At 70.6% G+C, this 17087-nt stretch carries 21 protein-coding genes; 11 read left to right on the top strand and 10 right to left on the bottom strand.

Annotated features, from left to right (window positions below; all coding sequences use genetic code 11):
* Window positions 1-123: 123 nt before the first annotated feature.
* Together BLU77_RS18215 and BLU77_RS18210 are read right to left on the bottom strand one after the other, a co-directional pair.
* Window positions 124-513, bottom strand: coding sequence for a TOBE domain-containing protein (locus tag BLU77_RS18215; protein WP_089775997.1), 390 nt, complete (start codon window positions 511-513; stop codon window positions 124-126).
* Between the two features lie 46 nt (window positions 514-559).
* Complete coding sequence (locus BLU77_RS18210; RefSeq protein WP_089774460.1) at window positions 560-994, bottom strand: MarR family winged helix-turn-helix transcriptional regulator; 435 nt, start codon at window positions 992-994, stop codon at window positions 560-562.
* Window positions 995-1050: 56 nt separating this feature from the next.
* On the opposite strand from BLU77_RS18210, the gene BLU77_RS18205 reads away from it, so the two are divergent.
* From BLU77_RS18205 to BLU77_RS18170, 8 genes are read left to right on the top strand one after another with little or no spacing between them, the layout of a single operon-like run.
* The gene (locus BLU77_RS18205) at window positions 1051-1410 is read left to right on the top strand and encodes a VOC family protein (protein ID WP_089774459.1); all 360 of its coding nucleotides are present in this window, start codon (window positions 1051-1053) and stop codon (window positions 1408-1410) included.
* The gene (locus BLU77_RS18200) at window positions 1407-1907 is read left to right on the top strand and encodes an EVE domain-containing protein (protein ID WP_217632502.1); all 501 of its coding nucleotides are present in this window, start codon (window positions 1407-1409) and stop codon (window positions 1905-1907) included. The genes BLU77_RS18205 and BLU77_RS18200 overlap by 4 nt, the downstream gene beginning before the upstream one ends.
* On the top strand, window positions 1904-2668 hold the full coding sequence (locus BLU77_RS18195; protein ID WP_089774457.1) for an SDR family NAD(P)-dependent oxidoreductase: 765 nt from the start codon (window positions 1904-1906) through the stop codon (window positions 2666-2668). The genes BLU77_RS18200 and BLU77_RS18195 overlap by 4 nt, the downstream gene beginning before the upstream one ends.
* Window positions 2669-2725: 57 nt before the next feature.
* Window positions 2726-3889, top strand: coding sequence for a ThiF family adenylyltransferase (locus BLU77_RS18190; RefSeq protein WP_089774455.1), 1164 nt, complete (start codon window positions 2726-2728; stop codon window positions 3887-3889).
* Window positions 3886-5133, top strand: a complete 1248-nt coding sequence (locus BLU77_RS18185; RefSeq protein WP_089774453.1) for a molybdopterin molybdotransferase MoeA — start codon at window positions 3886-3888, stop codon at window positions 5131-5133. Before BLU77_RS18190 ends, BLU77_RS18185 begins: the two co-directional genes overlap by 4 nt.
* Entirely contained in the window at window positions 5130-5603 is a 474-nt protein-coding gene (moaC, locus tag BLU77_RS18180; RefSeq protein WP_089774451.1) for a cyclic pyranopterin monophosphate synthase MoaC, read from the top strand. Before BLU77_RS18185 ends, moaC begins: the two co-directional genes overlap by 4 nt.
* A 20-nt stretch (window positions 5604-5623) precedes the next feature.
* On the top strand, window positions 5624-6532 hold the full coding sequence (locus tag BLU77_RS22800; RefSeq protein ID WP_175477207.1) for a DUF6457 domain-containing protein: 909 nt from the start codon (window positions 5624-5626) through the stop codon (window positions 6530-6532).
* Complete coding sequence (locus tag BLU77_RS18170) at window positions 6525-6761, top strand: MoaD/ThiS family protein (RefSeq protein WP_089774447.1); 237 nt, start codon at window positions 6525-6527, stop codon at window positions 6759-6761. Before BLU77_RS22800 ends, BLU77_RS18170 begins: the two co-directional genes overlap by 8 nt.
* Before the next feature lie 114 nt (window positions 6762-6875).
* Here the strand turns inward: BLU77_RS18170 and BLU77_RS18165 are convergent, their stop codons facing one another.
* The 5 genes from BLU77_RS18165 to BLU77_RS18145 form a co-directional block, all read right to left on the bottom strand.
* Window positions 6876-7661 (bottom strand): inositol monophosphatase family protein, encoded by a 786-nt coding sequence (locus BLU77_RS18165; RefSeq protein WP_089774445.1) that lies wholly within the window; start codon window positions 7659-7661, stop codon window positions 6876-6878.
* Window positions 7662-7735: 74 nt separating this feature from the next.
* Window positions 7736-8197, bottom strand: coding sequence for an SDR family oxidoreductase (locus BLU77_RS18160; protein WP_089774443.1), 462 nt, complete (start codon window positions 8195-8197; stop codon window positions 7736-7738).
* Entirely contained in the window at window positions 8190-9209 is a 1020-nt protein-coding gene (gene moaA / locus BLU77_RS18155; protein ID WP_089774441.1) for a GTP 3',8-cyclase MoaA, read from the bottom strand. Before moaA ends, BLU77_RS18160 begins: the two co-directional genes overlap by 8 nt.
* On the bottom strand, window positions 9206-9625 hold the full coding sequence (locus BLU77_RS18150) for a molybdenum cofactor biosynthesis protein MoaE (protein WP_089774439.1): 420 nt from the start codon (window positions 9623-9625) through the stop codon (window positions 9206-9208). Before BLU77_RS18150 ends, moaA begins: the two co-directional genes overlap by 4 nt.
* Before the next feature lie 191 nt (window positions 9626-9816).
* Window positions 9817-10302, bottom strand: a complete 486-nt coding sequence (locus tag BLU77_RS18145; RefSeq protein WP_089774437.1) for a MogA/MoaB family molybdenum cofactor biosynthesis protein — start codon at window positions 10300-10302, stop codon at window positions 9817-9819.
* A gap of 227 nt (window positions 10303-10529) precedes the next feature.
* Here BLU77_RS18145 and BLU77_RS22245 point away from each other — a divergent pair, with 227 nt between their 5' ends.
* The 3 genes from BLU77_RS22245 to BLU77_RS18130 all read left to right on the top strand — a co-directional run bounded on the left by BLU77_RS22245 (window position 10530) and on the right by BLU77_RS18130 (window position 12837).
* Window positions 10530-11462 (top strand): hypothetical protein, encoded by a 933-nt coding sequence (locus tag BLU77_RS22245; protein ID WP_175477206.1) that lies wholly within the window; start codon window positions 10530-10532, stop codon window positions 11460-11462.
* Between the two features lie 163 nt (window positions 11463-11625).
* Complete coding sequence (locus tag BLU77_RS18135) at window positions 11626-11916, top strand: WXG100 family type VII secretion target (protein ID WP_089774433.1); 291 nt, start codon at window positions 11626-11628, stop codon at window positions 11914-11916.
* A 21-nt stretch (window positions 11917-11937) separates the two neighbouring features.
* Window positions 11938-12837 carry a DUF4031 domain-containing protein gene (locus BLU77_RS18130; RefSeq protein ID WP_089774431.1) on the top strand — a complete coding sequence of 300 codons (900 nt, stop codon included), beginning with the start codon at window positions 11938-11940 and terminating at the stop codon, window positions 12835-12837.
* 19 nt (window positions 12838-12856) lie between these two features.
* Here the strand turns inward: BLU77_RS18130 and BLU77_RS18125 are convergent, their stop codons facing one another.
* The 3 genes from BLU77_RS18125 to BLU77_RS18115 form a co-directional block, all read right to left on the bottom strand.
* Window positions 12857-13495 carry a hypothetical protein gene (locus tag BLU77_RS18125; RefSeq protein WP_139177840.1) on the bottom strand — a complete coding sequence of 213 codons (639 nt, stop codon included), beginning with the start codon at window positions 13493-13495 and terminating at the stop codon, window positions 12857-12859.
* Between the two features lie 154 nt (window positions 13496-13649).
* Entirely contained in the window at window positions 13650-15284 is a 1635-nt protein-coding gene (groL, locus tag BLU77_RS18120) for a chaperonin GroEL (RefSeq protein ID WP_089774428.1), read from the bottom strand.
* Between the two features lie 311 nt (window positions 15285-15595).
* A complete protein-coding gene (locus BLU77_RS18115) occupies window positions 15596-17074 on the bottom strand; it encodes a phytoene desaturase family protein (protein ID WP_089774426.1) in 1479 nt (492 codons plus the stop codon).
* Window positions 17075-17087: the final 13 nt, after the last annotated feature.

Here is a 17087-nt window from a genome sequence, read left to right as displayed (position 1 = left end):
GGTACCTCCTGCTCTGAGCGCTTCGGCGCCTCGGGCTCATCTCTACCTTCTGCTCTGATCGCTCCGGTGCCTCGCTCCGGTGCACCTCGTCCCTCGGCGCCCCTACGCGGGGGCTCCTCGCGCTCATCGGGGTGCCTCGACGATCACGGTGGTGGCCTTGACCACAGCCGCGGCACGGGAGCCCACCTCGAGGCCGAGGTCGCGCACGGCCTCGGCCGACATCAGCGAGACCACCCGGAACGGGCCACACTGCAACTCCACCTGAGCCATCACGGCGTCGGCGGTGATCGCCGTGACCAGCCCGTCGAGACGATTGCGGGCGCTCGAGACACCGTTCTGCGCAGGTGCGGCGGCGCGTTCGGTGGCCCACTGGGCGAGCGCCTCCCCCGGCACCACGGCACGGCCGGCGTCGTCGGTGTGTACCGCGAGATCGCCGGCGTCCACCCGGCGGCGCACGGTATCGGCACTCACGCCGAGCAGGGCGGCGGCTTCGCTGATCCGATAATGCGGCATGATGGCCATACTATTGGCCGCACGCGCGTCACGATGCGGCTAAATCTCACGAACCTGAGACAGTCAGCCCGTGCAGGCACTGCCCGAGCAGCTCGTGCAGATCGCGACGCTGCCCGCTGTCGAGCGCCCCGACCATGCGCCCCTCGACGTCGGTCACGGCCGCCCGACCCGGATCGAGCGCCGCTCGACCCGTTGCGGTGATGCGGTACGGCCGCGCCCTCCCCTTCCCGCGAACGACCTCCACCCAACCGCGAGACTCCATGCCACTGAGGAGCACGGTCATCGACTGTCGGGAGATGAAGGCCTCCCGGGCCAGCTGCGCGCTCGTGACGGCGTCGGCGCGGTCGAGAACCTCGAGGCAGGCGTACTGGGCCACCGTCAGGCCGAGCGGACGCAGCACCGCCTCCATCTCGGCGCGGAGCGCCGCATGCACCCGCTTGAGCAGATACCCGGTCACCTCGTCCAGCACCTCTTGACCCATGTCAATATTCTGACATACGCTCGAGTCAATACATTGACACACAGGAGGAAACAAGGATGATCGGATTCGACTTCATCGGCCTGCAGGTACGCGACGTCGCCCGCGCCGCGGACTTCTACGAGCGCATCGGGCTCACCCGCGGCACGGAACGCCCGGACGCGGTGGTCTTCGAGACTGCCCCGATCCCGTTCGCGGTGCGCACCCCACTGCCCGGCACGGACCTCGACGCCGGACCAGTAGGGCTCGGTGCGGCGCTGTGGCTGGGCGTGGACGATCCGGAGGGTCTACACGACCGCCTCGCTGCCGACGGCGTGGAGATCGTGCGCCCGGTGGCGCCGAGCCCGTTCGGACTGCACTTCGCCTTCCGGGACCCGGACGGATACGTGATCACCGCGCACGAGGCGCAGCCGGCGTGACCTACTGGGTGAACACCGTGTGCCTGGACCACGCGCGGGTCGGCGTGCGGGAGGGGATCGTGCAGGCCGACCATGGGAAGCCGGACCGGCTCCGCCGACTCGCCCGTGGCGACGGGATCGTCCTCTACTCGCCACGCACCAGTATGCGTTCCGGTACCCCCGTACAAGAGTTCACCGCGCTGGGGCACGTGACCGACGAGGAGTGCTATCAGGTGCAGCTGACCGCCACATTCCACCCGTGGCGACGCCACGTGAACTGGTACCGAGTGGATCCCGCTCCGGTCGCTGGACTGCGGGATCGGCTCTCGTTCGTGCCGGAGGGACGCTCCTGGGGGATGCCCTTCCGGCGGGGACTGCTGACGATCCCGGCGGCGGATTTCGCGACGATCGCACGCGCGATGAACTCGTCGCCGGCCATGGGCTGGGCCGCCCGCTGCCGGCCGAACGAGCTCGAGCCGAGGCGGTCCAGCGGTCGACGTCGTACCGTCAGATCATGATGATCACCGACGATTCCGTGGCCCTCATCTCCGGTGGCGCGTCCGGCCTCGGTGCGGCCAGCGCGCACCGCATCATCGCCGACGGCGGACGCGTGGTCCTGCTCGACCTGCCCTCCTCGGGTGGGGCTGCTCTGGCTGAGGAGCTGGGCGAGGCGGCGACGTTCGCCCCGGGAGACGTGACGAGCGAGAAGGACGTACAGGCCGCCGTCCAGCAGGCAGGCGAGCTCGGAGAACTCCGGGTGGTCGTCACCTGTGCGGGCGTGGCCACGCCTGGCCGGATCCTGGGCAAGCAGGGCATGCTCCCGCTCGCCGAGTACCGCCGCGTGGTGGAGATCAACCTGATCGGCACGTTCGCGGTGCTGGAAGCCGCAGCCGAGGCGATGGCCGGGAACGAACCACGGGACGGCGACCGCGGCGTGGTGGTGATGACTGCCTCGGTGGCTGCCTACGACGGGCAGATCGGGCAGGCCGCCTACTCCTCGTCCAAGGGTGGGGTGGCGAGCCTGACCCTGCCCGCCGCGCGCGACCTGGCCCGCAGCGCGATCCGGGTGATGACGATCGCTCCGGGCGTCTTCGAGACGCCGATGATGGCCGGGCTCGGGGATGACGTCCGCGCGTCTCTGGAGGCCCTGGTGCCGCACCCGGCCCGGCTCGGGCGCCCGGAAGAGTACGCCGATCTGGTGGCGCACATCGTGGCGAACCCACTGCTCAACGGTGAGGTGATCCGCCTCGACGGGGCGCTGCGGATGCCGCCGCGGTAAGGAGCCGGTAAGGCTCAGGCGGTTCTGACGGTAGCCCGGGCCGACTACCGTAGGAACATGCCGCTGCCGCCTCTCGTCGAACCGGGTCCGGCGCTGAGCCGCGCCGAGACCGACCGTCTCTCCCGGCACATCCTGCTGCCCCAGCTCGGTGAGATCGGGCAGCGACGGTTGCGGGCCGCCACCGTCGCCGTCGTCGGGGCAGGCGGACTCGGCTCTCCCGCGCTGATGTACCTGGCAGCCGCGGGGATCGGCACGCTCCGCATCATCGATCATGACGTGGTCGAGCGGTCCAACCTGCACCGGCAGATCGCCCACGGTGTCTCCGACCTGGGCCGGCCCAAGGTGGACTCGGCCGCCAACACGCTCGCCGAGCTCGCCCCGGACCTGATCGTGGACCGACGCAACGAGCGGCTCACTGCCTACAACGCCGACGCCCTCCTGCGCGGCGCGGACCTCGTGCTGGACGGCACCGACAACTTCGCCACCCGATATGTGGTCGACGATGCCTGCGCCCGGCTGGGGCTGCCGCTGGTGTGGGGATCGGTGCTGCAGTTCGACGCCCAGGTCTCGGTGTTCTGGTCGGCGCCACCGCAGGGCCGTGACCCGGTACGGTTGCGCACTCTGTTCCCGAACGAGCCTGCCCCGGGCAGCGTGCCCTCGTGCGCGCAGGCCGGTGTGCTCGGCGCCCTGTGCGGGCAGGTGGGGTCAGTGATGACACACGAGGCGATCAAGCTGATCGCCGGGATCGGCGAACCGTTGCTCGGGCGGGTCCTGGTGCTCGATGCACTGAATGCCCGGTGGACCGAGCTGCCGTTGCGTTCCGGCCCCGACGCACCCCGTCCGACCGGGGCACCCGCTAGCCCCGTGCCCACCGCAGCTTCCCCTGCCCGGGGCGGTCCACCGCAGCCCCCGTTCGCCCGCGTCACCCCCGCAGAACTCGACCACCGGCTCACCGAGCGCCGTCACCGCCGGGACGACTTCATCCTCCTGGACGTGCGCGAACCGGACGAGTACATGCGGGCTTCCATCCCCGGCGGTCGGCTGATCCCGCTCGCACAAGTGCTCACCGAGTCCGGGCGGTCCCAGGTGCCCAGCAGCTCTGAGGTGATCGTCTACTGCGCCGCCGGGCCCCGCTCCGAGCGCGCTGCCACCGACCTGGCCGCGCACGGGTACACGGTCTCCGTGCTCACCGGCGGAATCAAAGCCTGGGAGTCCCGATGACGCGCACCGTGGCCGAGCACCTCGAGCAGGTGCTCGGCGCCATCGAGCCGCTCCCCCCGCGCCCGCTCGACCTTGCCGACGCCGGTGGTTACCTGCTCGCTGCGGACGTCACCTCCACCACACCCATCCCGCTGTTCGACAACTCGGCGATGGACGGGTACGCGATCCGCTGCGTCGATCTGGCTGGTGCGAGCGAAGACCACCCGGTCACCCTGCCGGTGGATGCCGACATCCCGGCCGGGGCCGTGAGCACCGAGCCGGTCGCTCCTGGAACGGCAGCCCGCATCATGACCGGCGCTCCGATGCCCGCGGGTGCGGATGCGATCGTCCCGGTGGAGTACTCCGACGGCGGCACCACCCAGGTGCGCCTCACCCTCGCCCCGGACCCGGGCCGGCACCTGCGCCGCGCCGGGGAGGATCTGGCCGCCGGGGATCTGGTGCTCCAGGCCGGCACGCTGTTGGGCGCCCGGCAGGTCGCCGCGGCAGCCGCGGCCGGGCACGGGTCAGTGACGGTGCACCCGCGCCCGCGGGTGGCCGTGATCTCCACCGGCACCGAGCTCGTCACGCCGGGCACCGCACCTGTGGGCGGGCAGATCCCGGACTCCAACTCCTACCTGCTAGCCAGACTGGTCACCGAGGCGGGTGCCGAGCCGGTACGCATCGGCGCCGTGCCCGACGACGAGGACGCCTTCGCGCGGGTGCTCGCGGAGGTGTCACCGGACGTGGACGCGATCATCTGCTCCGGCGGGGTGAGCGTGGGCGCCTACGACGTGGTCAAGGCCGTACTCGCCCCCGAGCCAGGCATGTGGTTCGGCCCGGTGGCGATGCAACCCGGGAAGCCGCAGGGGTTCGGTCGGCTGACCGACGGCACAGTGGTCTTCACCCTCCCCGGGAACCCGGTGAGCGTGTACGTCTCCTTCGAGGTGTTCGTGGCGCCCGCGCTACGCCGGCTCGCCGGGCATCCGGTGACGGCGTCCCTCCCCCTGGTCCCGGCCGTCGCCGCGATCGGGTGGCGCTCCCCCGCAGGGCGTGAGCAGTTCATGCCGGTGCGGGTGGAGACTCCCGACGGCGGACCCCGGCCCGGTCAGCCGGCGCACCTCGTGCGCCCCTCCAGCGAGCGCGGGTCGGGCTCGCACCTGGTGGGCACCTTGGCCGCCGCAGACGGCCTGGCCCGAGTACCGGCCGAGATCACCGAGGTGGCGGCCGGCGACACGGTCGACCTACTGACCGGAGGGCACCGATGAGCGACTTCACCCACCTGGACCACCGCGGCCAGGCCCGCATGGTCGACGTCACCGAGAAGCAGCCAACCGTGCGCTCGGCCACCGCTGCGGCGCTGGTGCGCTGCGCTCCCCACGTGGTGGCGGCGCTGCGGGACGGGTCGGTGCCGAAGGGGGACGTGCTCGCTGTGGCCCGGGTGGCCGGGATCGCTGCCGCGAAGCGCACGCCGGAGCTGCTGCCGCTGGCGCATGTGATCGGTGTGCATGGGGTGGTGCTCGATGCCGAGGTGACCGACGAGGGCGTCGCGCTCTCGGCCACCGCCCGCACCGCAGACCGCACCGGCGTGGAGATGGAGGCGCTCACGGCAGTGAGCGTGGCCGCGCTGAACGTGGTGGACATGGTCAAGGGGCTGGACAAGAGCACCGAGATCTCCCATGTGCGGTTGATCGCGAAGACCGGTGGGAAGTCCGGCGACTGGCACCGGGACGCCTGAGCGGCGAGCCGGCGACCATGGTGACGCAGCTGCCTCGGGCCTGGGACGCCGTCGTGCTCGCCGGCGGGCGCGGCACCCGCCTGGGCGGGGTGCGTAAACCGGAGCTGCAGGTGGCTGGGCGCACCTTGCTGGACCATGCGCTCGACGCGGTGGACGGGGCGCGCAGCACCGTGGTGGTAGGCCCGGCAGACCTGCCCGTTCCGGCTGCGATCGGGCACACCCAGGAGGAACCGGCCTTCGGTGGACCGGTCGCTGCCCTGGCTGCCGGTCTCGCGGAGCTGCCCGAGCGGGACGGGTGGGTGCTGCTGCTTGCCGCCGACCTGCCCCGCGCGGAAGAGGCGGTCGCCGCCCTCGCCGGCGCCGACTTCGAGGCCGCCACCCACGGGGTGTGCCTGCGCGACCCGGACGGCCGCTGGCAGTGGCTCGCCGGGGTGTACCGACGTTCTGCCCTGGAGAGCGCCCTGGGGGCGCTGCCGACGGTGCGCGACGCCTCGCTGCGGCGCCTGCTCGGACCGTTGCGGTTGCAGGGCATCAGCGCGCACCCGGGCATGCTGCTCGATGTGGACACCAAAGCGGACCTGGAAGTGGCCCGGTCCGCCGAGCACGATCTGGCAGACTCGGAGGAACGACCGCGCCCACGGCGAACGGAGCAGCAGATGAACCAGGACCTGCCCCCGATCCAGGAGTGGGTGCGCCACGCGTGCACCGAGCTGGGGGTCGATCCCGAGCTCGTCGATCTGCGTGCGCTGCTGGACATGACCCGGGACGTCGCTCATCACGTCGACCGGCCGGCCGCACCGGTGACGGCGTACCTGGTGGGGCTGGCCGTGGCCTCCCGGGCGAGCGCATCACCGGAGACGGTGCGGGACGTCGTCAGCAGGGCGGGCGACCTCGCCCGGAACTGGGAGAAGGAGCGTAGAGATGACTGAGGTGCGGTACTTCGCCGCGGCGGCCGAGGCCGCTGGCCGGCATGGCGAGTCCCTGGCCGCGAACAGCGTGGGCGAGCTTCGCTCGCTGATGATCGAGCGGCACGGCGAGGGTTTGGAGCGAGTGCTCACCCGCTGCTCGCTGCTCGTGGACGGCGTGGTGACCGACGACGCCACCTCGCTCGAGGAGAACGACGTGGTCGACGTACTGCCGCCTTTCGCCGGCGGCTGATCACCCCGAGCCCACCCTGCCGAGCGCAACCTCGTGCGGCTCGTGGTGGCTCAGATGCCGCACAAGGTTGCGCTCGGCCAGTCGACGTGAGGGGAGAAGGGGCGGGGACTCGGCTCAGGCGAGCGCGGCAGCGATCGGACCGCGGACGGCCTCGTAGATCTCTTCCGACGCAGCCGCGATCAGCCACGGGGTGAGCACCCGCGGGTCGTACGGGCCGCCGTCCAGACGCCCCATGTGCCCGCCGACCTCGGTCACCAACAACGACCCCGGCGCGTGGTCCCACGGCCAGTCCCGCCGGTAGGCGATGTAATCGATCGTGCCGGTGGCCAGGTTCGGGTAGTCCACCCCGGCGCACCACCAGGAGTCCTGCATCGGTGGCAGCTCGGCCGGCGCAGCGGAGGAGTTCAACACGGACGAGGTGGCTCCCCGCAACTGCGCCGGGTCCGTGTCGCGCGGAACGGCAGAGAGTCGCTCGCCGTTGCGGTAGGCACCGGCGCCCTTCTCGGCCACCCAGGCCACCTGATGCTCGGGCTGCCAGATCAGCGCCCGCACCACCTCGGACCCGCGCAGCTCGGAGAGCATCACCGCGTGGTCGGGAGAGCCGTGCACGAAGTTCTTCGTGCCGTCCACCGGGTCGATGGTGAAACTGTGCTCGGCCGCTGCGAAGGCGTCGATGAGGCTCGGGTCAGCCGCGGTGGCCTCCTCCCCCAGGATCAGTGCGTCCGGGTAGGCCGCGCGCAGCGCGTCGGTGATCACCACCTCGGACTCCCGGTCGGCCACGGTGACGAGGTCACCGGGGCTCTTCTCGATCACCTCCTCACTGGCCAGGGCGCGGAACCGCGGGGTGATGACGGTTGCGGCTGTCTCCTTGAGCAGATCGAGCAGAGCGGCAGTGTCCATCCCCCTAACCTGCCAGACCTCGCGCCCGGGGCGGTGCATCGTCTCACCGCCCGGGTGCGTCGTTCACCCGATGTTCAGTGGGAGTGTTCTGCAGCGAGCCAGTCCTGCAGCAAGCTGGCCTTCTCAGTACGCCCCATCAACCGGTACGCAAGCACCCAGTCGCGAGGGTGGGCGAGCCACAACCCGCGCCAGCGTCGGAACGGCCGTACCGGGATCGGCACCGCCCGGCCGCCGTCCATGATGGCGAAGTCCACCAGCACATCGATCCCGCCGCCCGTTTCCGGATCGGCCACCTCGAACAACGCCCGCGTGGCGAACTGGGCACTGTCCCCCTCGACCTGCTGTGCAGGCAGCCCGAGCTGTTCAAGCACCGCGCTCACCACCGCAGGATCGACATCGGTGACCAGATCCCAGTCGTTGACCGCGACGTCCAGACCCAACGCACGCATCAGCCCCGAACCACCGAGGGCTACGGCGCCGTGGGCTGCAAGAGCGTCATGCAGGCGGGGTAACACCCCGAGCGGCAGGTCAGCCACCGATCGCGCTCATCGGGCGGTCCGGTTGCAGGAAACCCGGGTCGTCGATGCCGTGCCCGGGCAGTTTCCCGGCGATGCAGCGGTGCATGAGCGTGGCGATGTCGTCGTCGCTCCCGCCGGAGCGCAGCACCGTCAGCAGGTCTGATTCCTCCCGGGCGAACAGACAGTTCCGCAGCTGTCCGTCGGCGGTGATCCGCACCCGGTCGCACGCCCCACAGAACGGCTTCGTCACCGAACGGATCACGCCCACGGTGGTGGGTCCGCCGTCGACGAGGAAGCGCTCCGCCGGGGCAGCGCCACGGCCCGGCAGTGGCGTGAGCTCGAAGGCCTGCTCCAGCGACTCGAGGATCTCCTCGCCGCGCACCATCCTCACCCGGGACCAGACGTGCCCGGCATCCAGCGGCATCTGCTCGATGAACCGCATCTCGCATCCGGAGCGGGCGGCGAAGCGCACCAGGTCCACCAGCTCGTCGTCGTTGACGTCCCGCATCGCCACGGCATTGATCTTCACCGGGTTCAACCCGGCCGCGAGCGCCGCATCGATCCCGGCGAGCACATCGCTGAGCCGGTCCCGATGGGTCAGCTCGTGGAAGCGTTCCTTGCTGAGCGTGTCCAGGCTGATGTTCACCCGCGCCAGCCCGGCAGCGGCCAGGTCGGCGGCATGCTTGGGCAGCGCCATCCCGTTCGTGGTCATGGACACCTCGAGCGGACCGGACGGTCCCTCGATCGCTGCCATCCGCCGGACCACGTCCACAGCGTCCTGCCGCAGCATCGGTTCACCGCCGGTGAGCCGGACCTCCTCGATGCCCAGCACCGCCGCCACCTCGGCCACGCGGACCAGCTCGTCGGTGGTGAGGATGTTGTTCTTGCTCAGCCACGGCACACCCTCCGGGGGCATGCAGTAGGCACAGCGCAGGTTGCACTTGTCGGTCAGAGAGATCCGCAGGTCGCGGTGCACCCGGCCGAACCGGTCGACCATCGGGTGGGCCAGGTGTTCGGAGACGGCGGTCATAGTGCACCCACCCACGTGTGTGACCCGTCCACGAGAACCTGCTTCTTCCACATCGGCAACTCCGCCTTGACGGTCTCCACCACATCCTGGCACGCGTCGAAGGCGGCCGCCCGGTGTGCCGAGGCAGCGCAGGCCACGATGGCCACCTCCCCCACGTCCAGATCACCGGTGCGATGGCTGACGGCGATCGTGACGCCGTCGTGCCGTGCGCTCACCTGGGCAGCGAGCTGCTCGAGCACCTCCTCGGCCGCCGGGTGCGCCACGTACTCCAGGCGCTGCACCTGCCCGGCCGCGTCCGGGCTGTGGTCGCGCACGGTCCCCACGAAACTGGCTAGGGCACCATCCTGCGGTCCTGTGACGGCGTCCTGATGGGCGGCGATGTCGAGGACAGTGGGTGAGATTCGGGCGATCGCCACACGGGGGCTCCTCGCGCTCACGGGGCTTGTCTTCCGTGCGCCCTCCGGTGCCTCGCTCCGATACACCTCGTCCCTCGGCGTCCCTACACGGGGGCTCCTCGCGCTCACGGGGCTTGTCTTCCGTGCGCCCTCCGGTGCCTCGCTCCGGTACACCTCGTCCCTCGGCGTCCCTACACGGGGGCTCCTCGCGCTCACGGGTGATCACCGCCGTCGAGCTGGTCCAGCACATGCGGGGCCACGGCCAGCAGCACCTGCACGGCGGAGGTCACCCCGTTCACCGAACCCGGGGCGTTGACCACCAGGGCCACACCGACCACCCCCGCCACACCGCGACTGAGGATCGACGTGGGCACCGTGTCAGCGTCGCAGCGGCGGATCTGCTCGGCAATGCCCGGCAACTCCCGGTCCAGCACGCGCGCTGTGCCTTCCGGCGTACGGTCCCGCGGGGCGATTCCGGTCCCTCCCGTGGTGAGCACCAGGCGGGCACCCTGGTCGAGGGCGGCCCGAACCGCCTGTTCGACGGCGTCCGCCCCGTCCGGCACGACGGTCACCGGGGCCACGGAGTAACCGGCATCGCCGAGCAGTGCAGCCGCGGCCGGACCAGAACGGTCCTCGCGCGCACCGGCAGCACACCGGTCCGAGACCGTGATCACTACCGCTGGTACGCCGACTGCCATGAATCCAGGGTAGTCGCGGTCTCGCTCGGCCCGTTGTGACAGTGATGACAGTCCACTGACAGAACCGACCGTTGTGGTGGCGCACCGAACAGACGGCCTGCCCCACACCTGCAACGGGTCTACGATGACGTGACCGTGATCGACAGTGAACGAGGAACGTGAGCGCGATGGGCGTCATCGACGCACCAGGATGGGTTCTATCCGCATGGCGACGCAGCCTGGAGGCAGTGGGAGCGACCGCTGACCGGGCCACCCTCGACTCCTACGGGGAGCGGCTGATCACCCGGTGGTCGGACCCGAGCAGGATCCACCACAACCTCAAACGCCTGATCGGGGTGCTCGCTCGCGTGGACGAGCTCGCACCGGAGACGCACAACCCGGACGTGGTGCGCATCGCCGCCTGGTACCACGGTGCCGCGTTCGACGCCGCCGCTCGTCAGGCGTACGCCCACCGCGGCGGCGTGGACGAAGTCGCCTCCTCCGAGCTCGCCCGCACCGAGCTCACCGAGCTCGGAGTCCCCGAGGACATCGTCGAGCGCGTCTCCATGCTCATCATCGGGATTGCCCGGCACTCCGCCCCGAAAGACGACATCGACGCGCAGGCACTCTGCGACGCCGACCTCGGCGGCCTCGCGGCCGAGCCGCAGCGGTACCAGGCGTACCGGCGCGAGGTCCGCGAGGAGTACCAGCACATCCCGGATCGGGACTACGTCGAAGCGCGCCTGGCGATCGTGACGAAGTTGCTCAACCGGAACCGGCTGTTCAAGAGCCCCATGGCTCAGCCGTGGGAAGACGCAGCCCGGGAGAATCTCGCGGCCGAGCTCGACCGGCTTACCGCGAAGCTGGAAAAGCTGCCCCCGCGGGACGAATCGACCCCCCACGGCGAGACGGACGACCCCTCCCCGGCTCAACCTGAGGCGTTTGAGAACGAGCCGCCCCCTGAGGACACTCCCCGATCCGAGACTGACTCCACCCCCTCCGAACGCGACCCGGCCGCCGAACGAGGGACCGACCAGGGCAACCAAGCACCACCACACACCGAGCACGCTCCGGACGAGGAGCCGAGGGAGAGCCGCGACCGCGGCCGGGACATCCCGTCGTTGAGCCGGCCACCGAAGATGCCCTCAATCAAGCACCACCCCGTGACCCGGCGGCACTGAGGCGCCGAACGCGGCGTCCGCACCACAGTTGTGCACAGTGCGCGCACCGATGCGCGCCCGTCCACACCCCCTCGATACCTTCCCGACCGCGGCGGACGGTCCCGCCTAGCGTCGTCAGTGTCGGGCCGTGCACCGGGCAGGCCCGCGATCTGAGGAGGACGAGATGGCCCGATTCGAGGTTGACAGCGCGGAAGTGGCTCGCGCGGGAGCGAACGCCCGCAACTCCGCCACCGTGATCCAGACCGAGGTGACGAACATGATGCGGCACCTCACGGCCCTGCAGAGCTCCTGGCGTGGGAACGCATCCACCGCCTTCACCGGGCTGCTGACCGACTGGCGCGCCACGCAGCAGCAGGTGGAGAGTTCCTTGGAGCAGATCTCCATGGCACTGGATGCGGGCGCACGCGAGTACGAAGGCGCGGAGTCGAACACGATGCGCATGTTCGCGCGCTGACCGGCGCCTACCCTGGGAGGCGTGGCCCTTCTCATCGATCCCCCGATGTGGCCGGCGCACGGCACCAGATTCTCGCACCTGGTCTCCGACGCCTCGCTCACCGAGCTGCACGAGTTCGCGGCGGCCGCGGGGGTGAGCGAGCGTGCGTTCGACCGGGACCACTACGACGTACCGGAGCGGCTGCACGCCGAGCTCGTGGCGCGCGGTGCTGAGCGGGTCTCAGCACGCGAGCTCATCCGCCGGTTGCGCGGGAGCGGTCTGCGGGTCCCGGCCCGGGATCGGCCCGCGCACCGGCGGTCGGTGCTGACCGATCGCTGGGAACGGACCCTGCCGGGATCGGCGAGCCTCGGAGCTGAGCTGATCGACCGGTGGGACGAGGAACATCGGCACTATCACACGACGGCGCATCTGCTCGATGTGCTCGAGGCCCTCGACGTGCTGTGCGCGCCGGACGAGCCGCCGCGGTCCGTGGTGCTCGCGGCCTGGTTCCATGATGCCGTGTACCAGGGCGTGGCCGGGCAGGACGAGCGGGACTCGGCGGCTCTCGCCCAGAATGTCCTCCCGCGGACAGGCATCTCCGGGCCGGAGGTGGCCGAGGTGGCGCGCCTGGTCCGGGTGACGGCGGAGCACCAGGTCGGCGAGCATGACCGGAACGCTGCGCTGCTCTGTGACGCCGACCTCGCCGTGCTGGGCCGGGATGAGGCCGGCTACCGGCGCTACCTCCGGCAGGTCAGAGAGGAGTACGCACACGTCGGTGACGCCGATTGGCAGACGGGACGCTCCGCCGTCGTGCAGCACCTGCTTGCCCAGGAGCCGCTCTTCCATACACCTCGTGGTGCAGCACGCTGGGCCGACCGGGCGCGCACGAACCTCACCGACGAGCTCACCGCACTGCGCGGCGGGCCGGACTCCACGGCATGACCCCGCCGGACGCTCGTGCTCACAGGCGAGGCCCGTGGAAGCGGCCCCCGCCGTAGGTGTCGCAGCCCAGCGCCACGGCCTGCTTCGATTCCTTGCCCGCCCAGAACATCACGACCCGCGTGCGATCGACGAGCCCCGGTCGCCTGCCCACCCGCCCTCGAGCGGCGCCATTGGCCGCGGCGGCCTCCGGTCCGAGGCGGATGATGAGTTGCACCAACGGGCTCCACCGCACGCCGAGCAGACTCAGTTTGCCGGGCGCGCAGAGGTACAGCCATTCCACGTCCTGCCACAGCACGGACAACGTGAACTGCCTTCCGACGTACTCCACGGCGTCCGGCCGGAAGGTGAGCCAGGCAGGGGCCAAAGCCCGCGGCATCACGACGAGCCCCAGCACCCCGGACGCAGCAATCACTATGCCGACGATGCCGGCGGCGATGCCGTTCGGATCGGCCCACTGGTCGATGACAGTGGCGGCTGCCACCATCGCGCCGCCGAACACGATCAGCAGCAGTGCCAGTACCACCATCCCCGCCCTGCCGACGGCGGACGGACGCAACTCCACCCGGAGCGAGCCCTCCGCTACCGGGTGCGAGCCCGAAGCGCGGTCCCGGTGTGGGTCAGGCGGCGCAGGAGACGGCGACGCACCCTGACCTGACATGGCGGTCACCATACCGAAGCCGGTATGGAACCGGCAGTGCGACAGATGGGGAGGAGTCCCCCCGCCTGGGTACGCGAAAGCCCCCGGCTCCGCAAGGGAACCGGGGGCTTTCGGCGATGCAACTGAGCTCAACGGCTCAGGCGGTGCTGGCTTCTCAGAAGCCCATGCCGCCCATGCCGCCCATGTCGTCGCCACCGGCCGGGGCCGCGGGGGCCTTCTCCGGCTTGTCGGCCACGACGGCCTCGGTGGTGAGGAACAGTGCCGCGATGGAGGCGGCGTTCTGCAGCGCAGAGCGGGTCACCTTCACCGGGTCGTTGATCCCCGCGGCGAGCAGGTCCTCGTAGTCACCCGTGGCGGCGTTCAGGCCGTGACCGGTCTCCAGGCCACGCACCCGCTCCACCACGACGCCACCCTCGAGGCCGGCGTTCACGGCGATCTGCTTCAGCGGAGCGTCCACGGCGATCTTCACGATCGACGCACCGGTCGCCTCGTCACCCTCGAGCTCGAGGGTCGTGAAGGCGGCGGCAGCGGCCTGGATGAGGGCCACGCCACCACCGGCGACGATGCCCTCCTCGACGGCAGCCTTCGCGTTGCGCACGGCGTCCTCGATGCGGTGCTTGCGCTCCTTGAGCTCCACCTCGGTGGCGGCGCCGGCCTTGATGACGGCCACGCCACCGGCGAGCTTCGCCAGGCGCTCCTGCAGCTTCTCGCGGTCGTAGTCCGAGTCCGAGTTCTCGATCTCGGCGCGGATCTGAGCGACCCGCCCGGCGATGGCGTCGGCGTCGCCGGCACCCTCGACGATCGTGGTCTCGTCCTTGGTCACGACGACCTGACGCGCGGTTCCGAGCACCTCGAGGCCGACGTTGTCGAGCTTGAGGCCCACGGTCTCGGAGACGACCTGGCCACCGGTGAGGATGGCGATGTCGTTGAGCATGGCCTTACGGCGGTCGCCGAAGCCCGGTGCCTTGACGGCCACGGACTTGAAGGTGCCGCGGATCTTGTTCAGCACCAGGGTCGCGAGAGCTTCGCCCTCGACGTCCTCGGCGATGATCAGCAGCTGCTTACCGGACTGGATGACCTTCTCCAGCAGCGGCAGCATGTCCTTGACGTTGGCGATCTTGGACTCGACGAGCAGGACGTAGGCGTCCTCCAGCACTGCCTCCTGGCGGTCCTGGTCGGTGACGAAGTACGCCGACAGGTAGCCCTTGTCGAAACGCATACCCTCGGTGAGCTCGAGCTCCAGGCCCAGGGCGTTGGACTCCTCGACGGTGATGACGCCTTCCTTGCCCACCTTGTCGAGGGCCTCGGCGATCAGCTCACCGATCTGCGGGTCACCGGCGGAGATGCCGGCGGTCGCCGCGATCTGCTCCTTGGTCTCCACCTCGGTGGCGGAGGTCAGCAGCTGAGCGGTCACAGCCTCGACGGCCTTCTCGATGCCCCGCTTGAGGGCGATCGGGTTGGCGCCGGCCACGACGTTGCGCAGGCCCTCACGCACGAGCGCCTGGGCGAGCACGGTGGCGGTGGTGGTGCCGTCGCCAGCGACGTCGTCCGTCTTCTTGGCGACCTCCTTGACGAGCTCTGCACCGATCTTCTCGTAGGGCTCCTCGAGCTCGATCTCCTTCGCGATGGACACACCATCGTTGGTGATCGTGGGGGCGCCCCACTTCTTCTCGAGGACGACGTTGCGCCCCTTCGGGCCGAGGGTGACCTTCACGGTGTCGGCGAGGGTGTTGAGCCCACGCTCCATCCCGCGACGGGCCTCCTCGTTGAAAGCGATCTGCTTAGCCATTGGCGGTTCGATCCTCCGGTACTGGCATCTGGTTGGTACGGCGGGACGCCCGCGACGGACGACACCTGACCGGATGCGTTCACGTCACGCACCGGCCGGCGCCTCGTCTCGCTGACCACAGTTGTCACTCTCGCGCTGAGAGTGCTAACGCCATTATTGGCACTCTCAGGCCGAGAGTGCAAGCAGCGGGCGAAAACGCTCCTCGAACCCCGCCGAGCGCAACCTTGTGCGGCGTTGCCCGCATGATCCGCCGCACGAGGTTGCGCTCGGCACGCGGGCTGAGGTGGTCATACTGCGAGCGGTGAGCGGGGTCAGCGTGGGGCGAGGGAGGGGGTGGGGAGGGAGAAGCGTTGCGTGAGCGCACGGCGGGCGGCGTGCCAGCCCGCCATGCCATGCACACCCGGCCCGGGCGGTGTTGACTGCGAGCACAGGTACACACCCGGGATCGAGGTCGCGTACGGGTCGAGCGTGGGCCGCGGCCGGGCGGCCATCTGCCATACCGAGAGGGCACCGGAGGCGATGTCACCGCCGATATAGCTCGCATTGTGCTCCGGCATCTGGTTCGCGGGCGTGCACCGCGCGCTCACGACGACGTCCCGGAAGCCGGGTGCGAAGCGTTCGATCTGTGCGGTCACGGCCTCCGTCACGTCTGCGCCGCTCCATGCCGGCACGTGGGTGTACGCCCATCCCGGGCGCAGTCCCCCGACCTCCCGCGCCGGGTCGGCAATGGTGGGGTCGGAGAACAGGATCATCGGGCGTTCGGGCACCCGGCCGGCGGCCACCTCTGCCTCGGCAAAGGCCATCTCCTCCCGCAGCCCGCCCACGTGCACCGTACCGGCGCCGCCGACGCGTTCGTCCGCCCAGGGCACCGGGCCGGACAGTACGAAATCCACCTTCGCGGCGGCATCGCCGTACCGGAACCGGGCCAGCGCATCCCGCACCGACGGGCGCATCCGGTCCCCCCAGATGCGCACCAAGGCGGCCGGGGAGAGGTCGGCGAGGTAGGCGCGGGCACGAGGCAGCTCGTGCCAGGCAGTCACCTCATGGTCGGTGACCACGCGACCACCGTGCGCTTCCAGATCAGCGATGAGGGCCGCCGTCAGAGCCCCGGACCCACCCACGGGGATGGGCCACCCGACCGTGTGCGCCAGCGTGGCAAGCATGATCGAGGTGCCGGCCGCGGCCGGGCTCGGCAGGGTCGAGATCGCGTGCGCGGCCACACCGGTGAACAGCGCCGGGGCGAGGTCGTCGGTGAAGCGCAGGTTCCACGCGGGGCTGCCCTGTTCCACCAAGCGTGCGGCAGCGGCAGCCATGGCACCCAGCCCGCGGGCACTCAGTGCACCCTCGGGCAGCTCGCGCCGGTTCCCGAGCGCGAGCGCGGTGAGCATCTCCGCGTTCTCCACGAGCGGTCCGAAGAGCCGGTGCCAGGCGGGCCCGTCGGTGCCGAGCTCGGCCACGGTCCGCCCGAGCGAGCGATACGCAATGGCGGCACGACCGCCGTCGAGGGGTTGGGCGTAGGAGGTCTCCGGGCTGATCAGCTGCACGCCGCGGGCGGCGAAATCGAACTCACGGAAGGCCGGGCTGGCCAGGGCCAGGGCATGCACGGCCGAGCAGACGTCGTGGCGAACCCCGTCGGCCAGGGGCGAGTCGAGAGTGCGCGCACCACCGCCGGGCACGGTCTGCGCTTCCAGCACCGTCACCTCGAGCCCGGCGCGGGCGAGCGTCACCGCAGCGGTCAGCCCGTTCGGTCCGGAACCGATCACGACGACGTCCGTGCTGGTTCGTCCCATAGGTCCAGTCTGC

The organism is Ruania alba (assembly GCF_900105765.1).
Taxonomy (GTDB): Bacteria; Actinomycetota; Actinomycetes; order Actinomycetales; family Beutenbergiaceae; genus Ruania; species Ruania alba.
The sequence above is the reverse complement of the archived record's forward strand: the minus strand, read 5'-3'. Positions and strand labels throughout refer to the sequence as shown.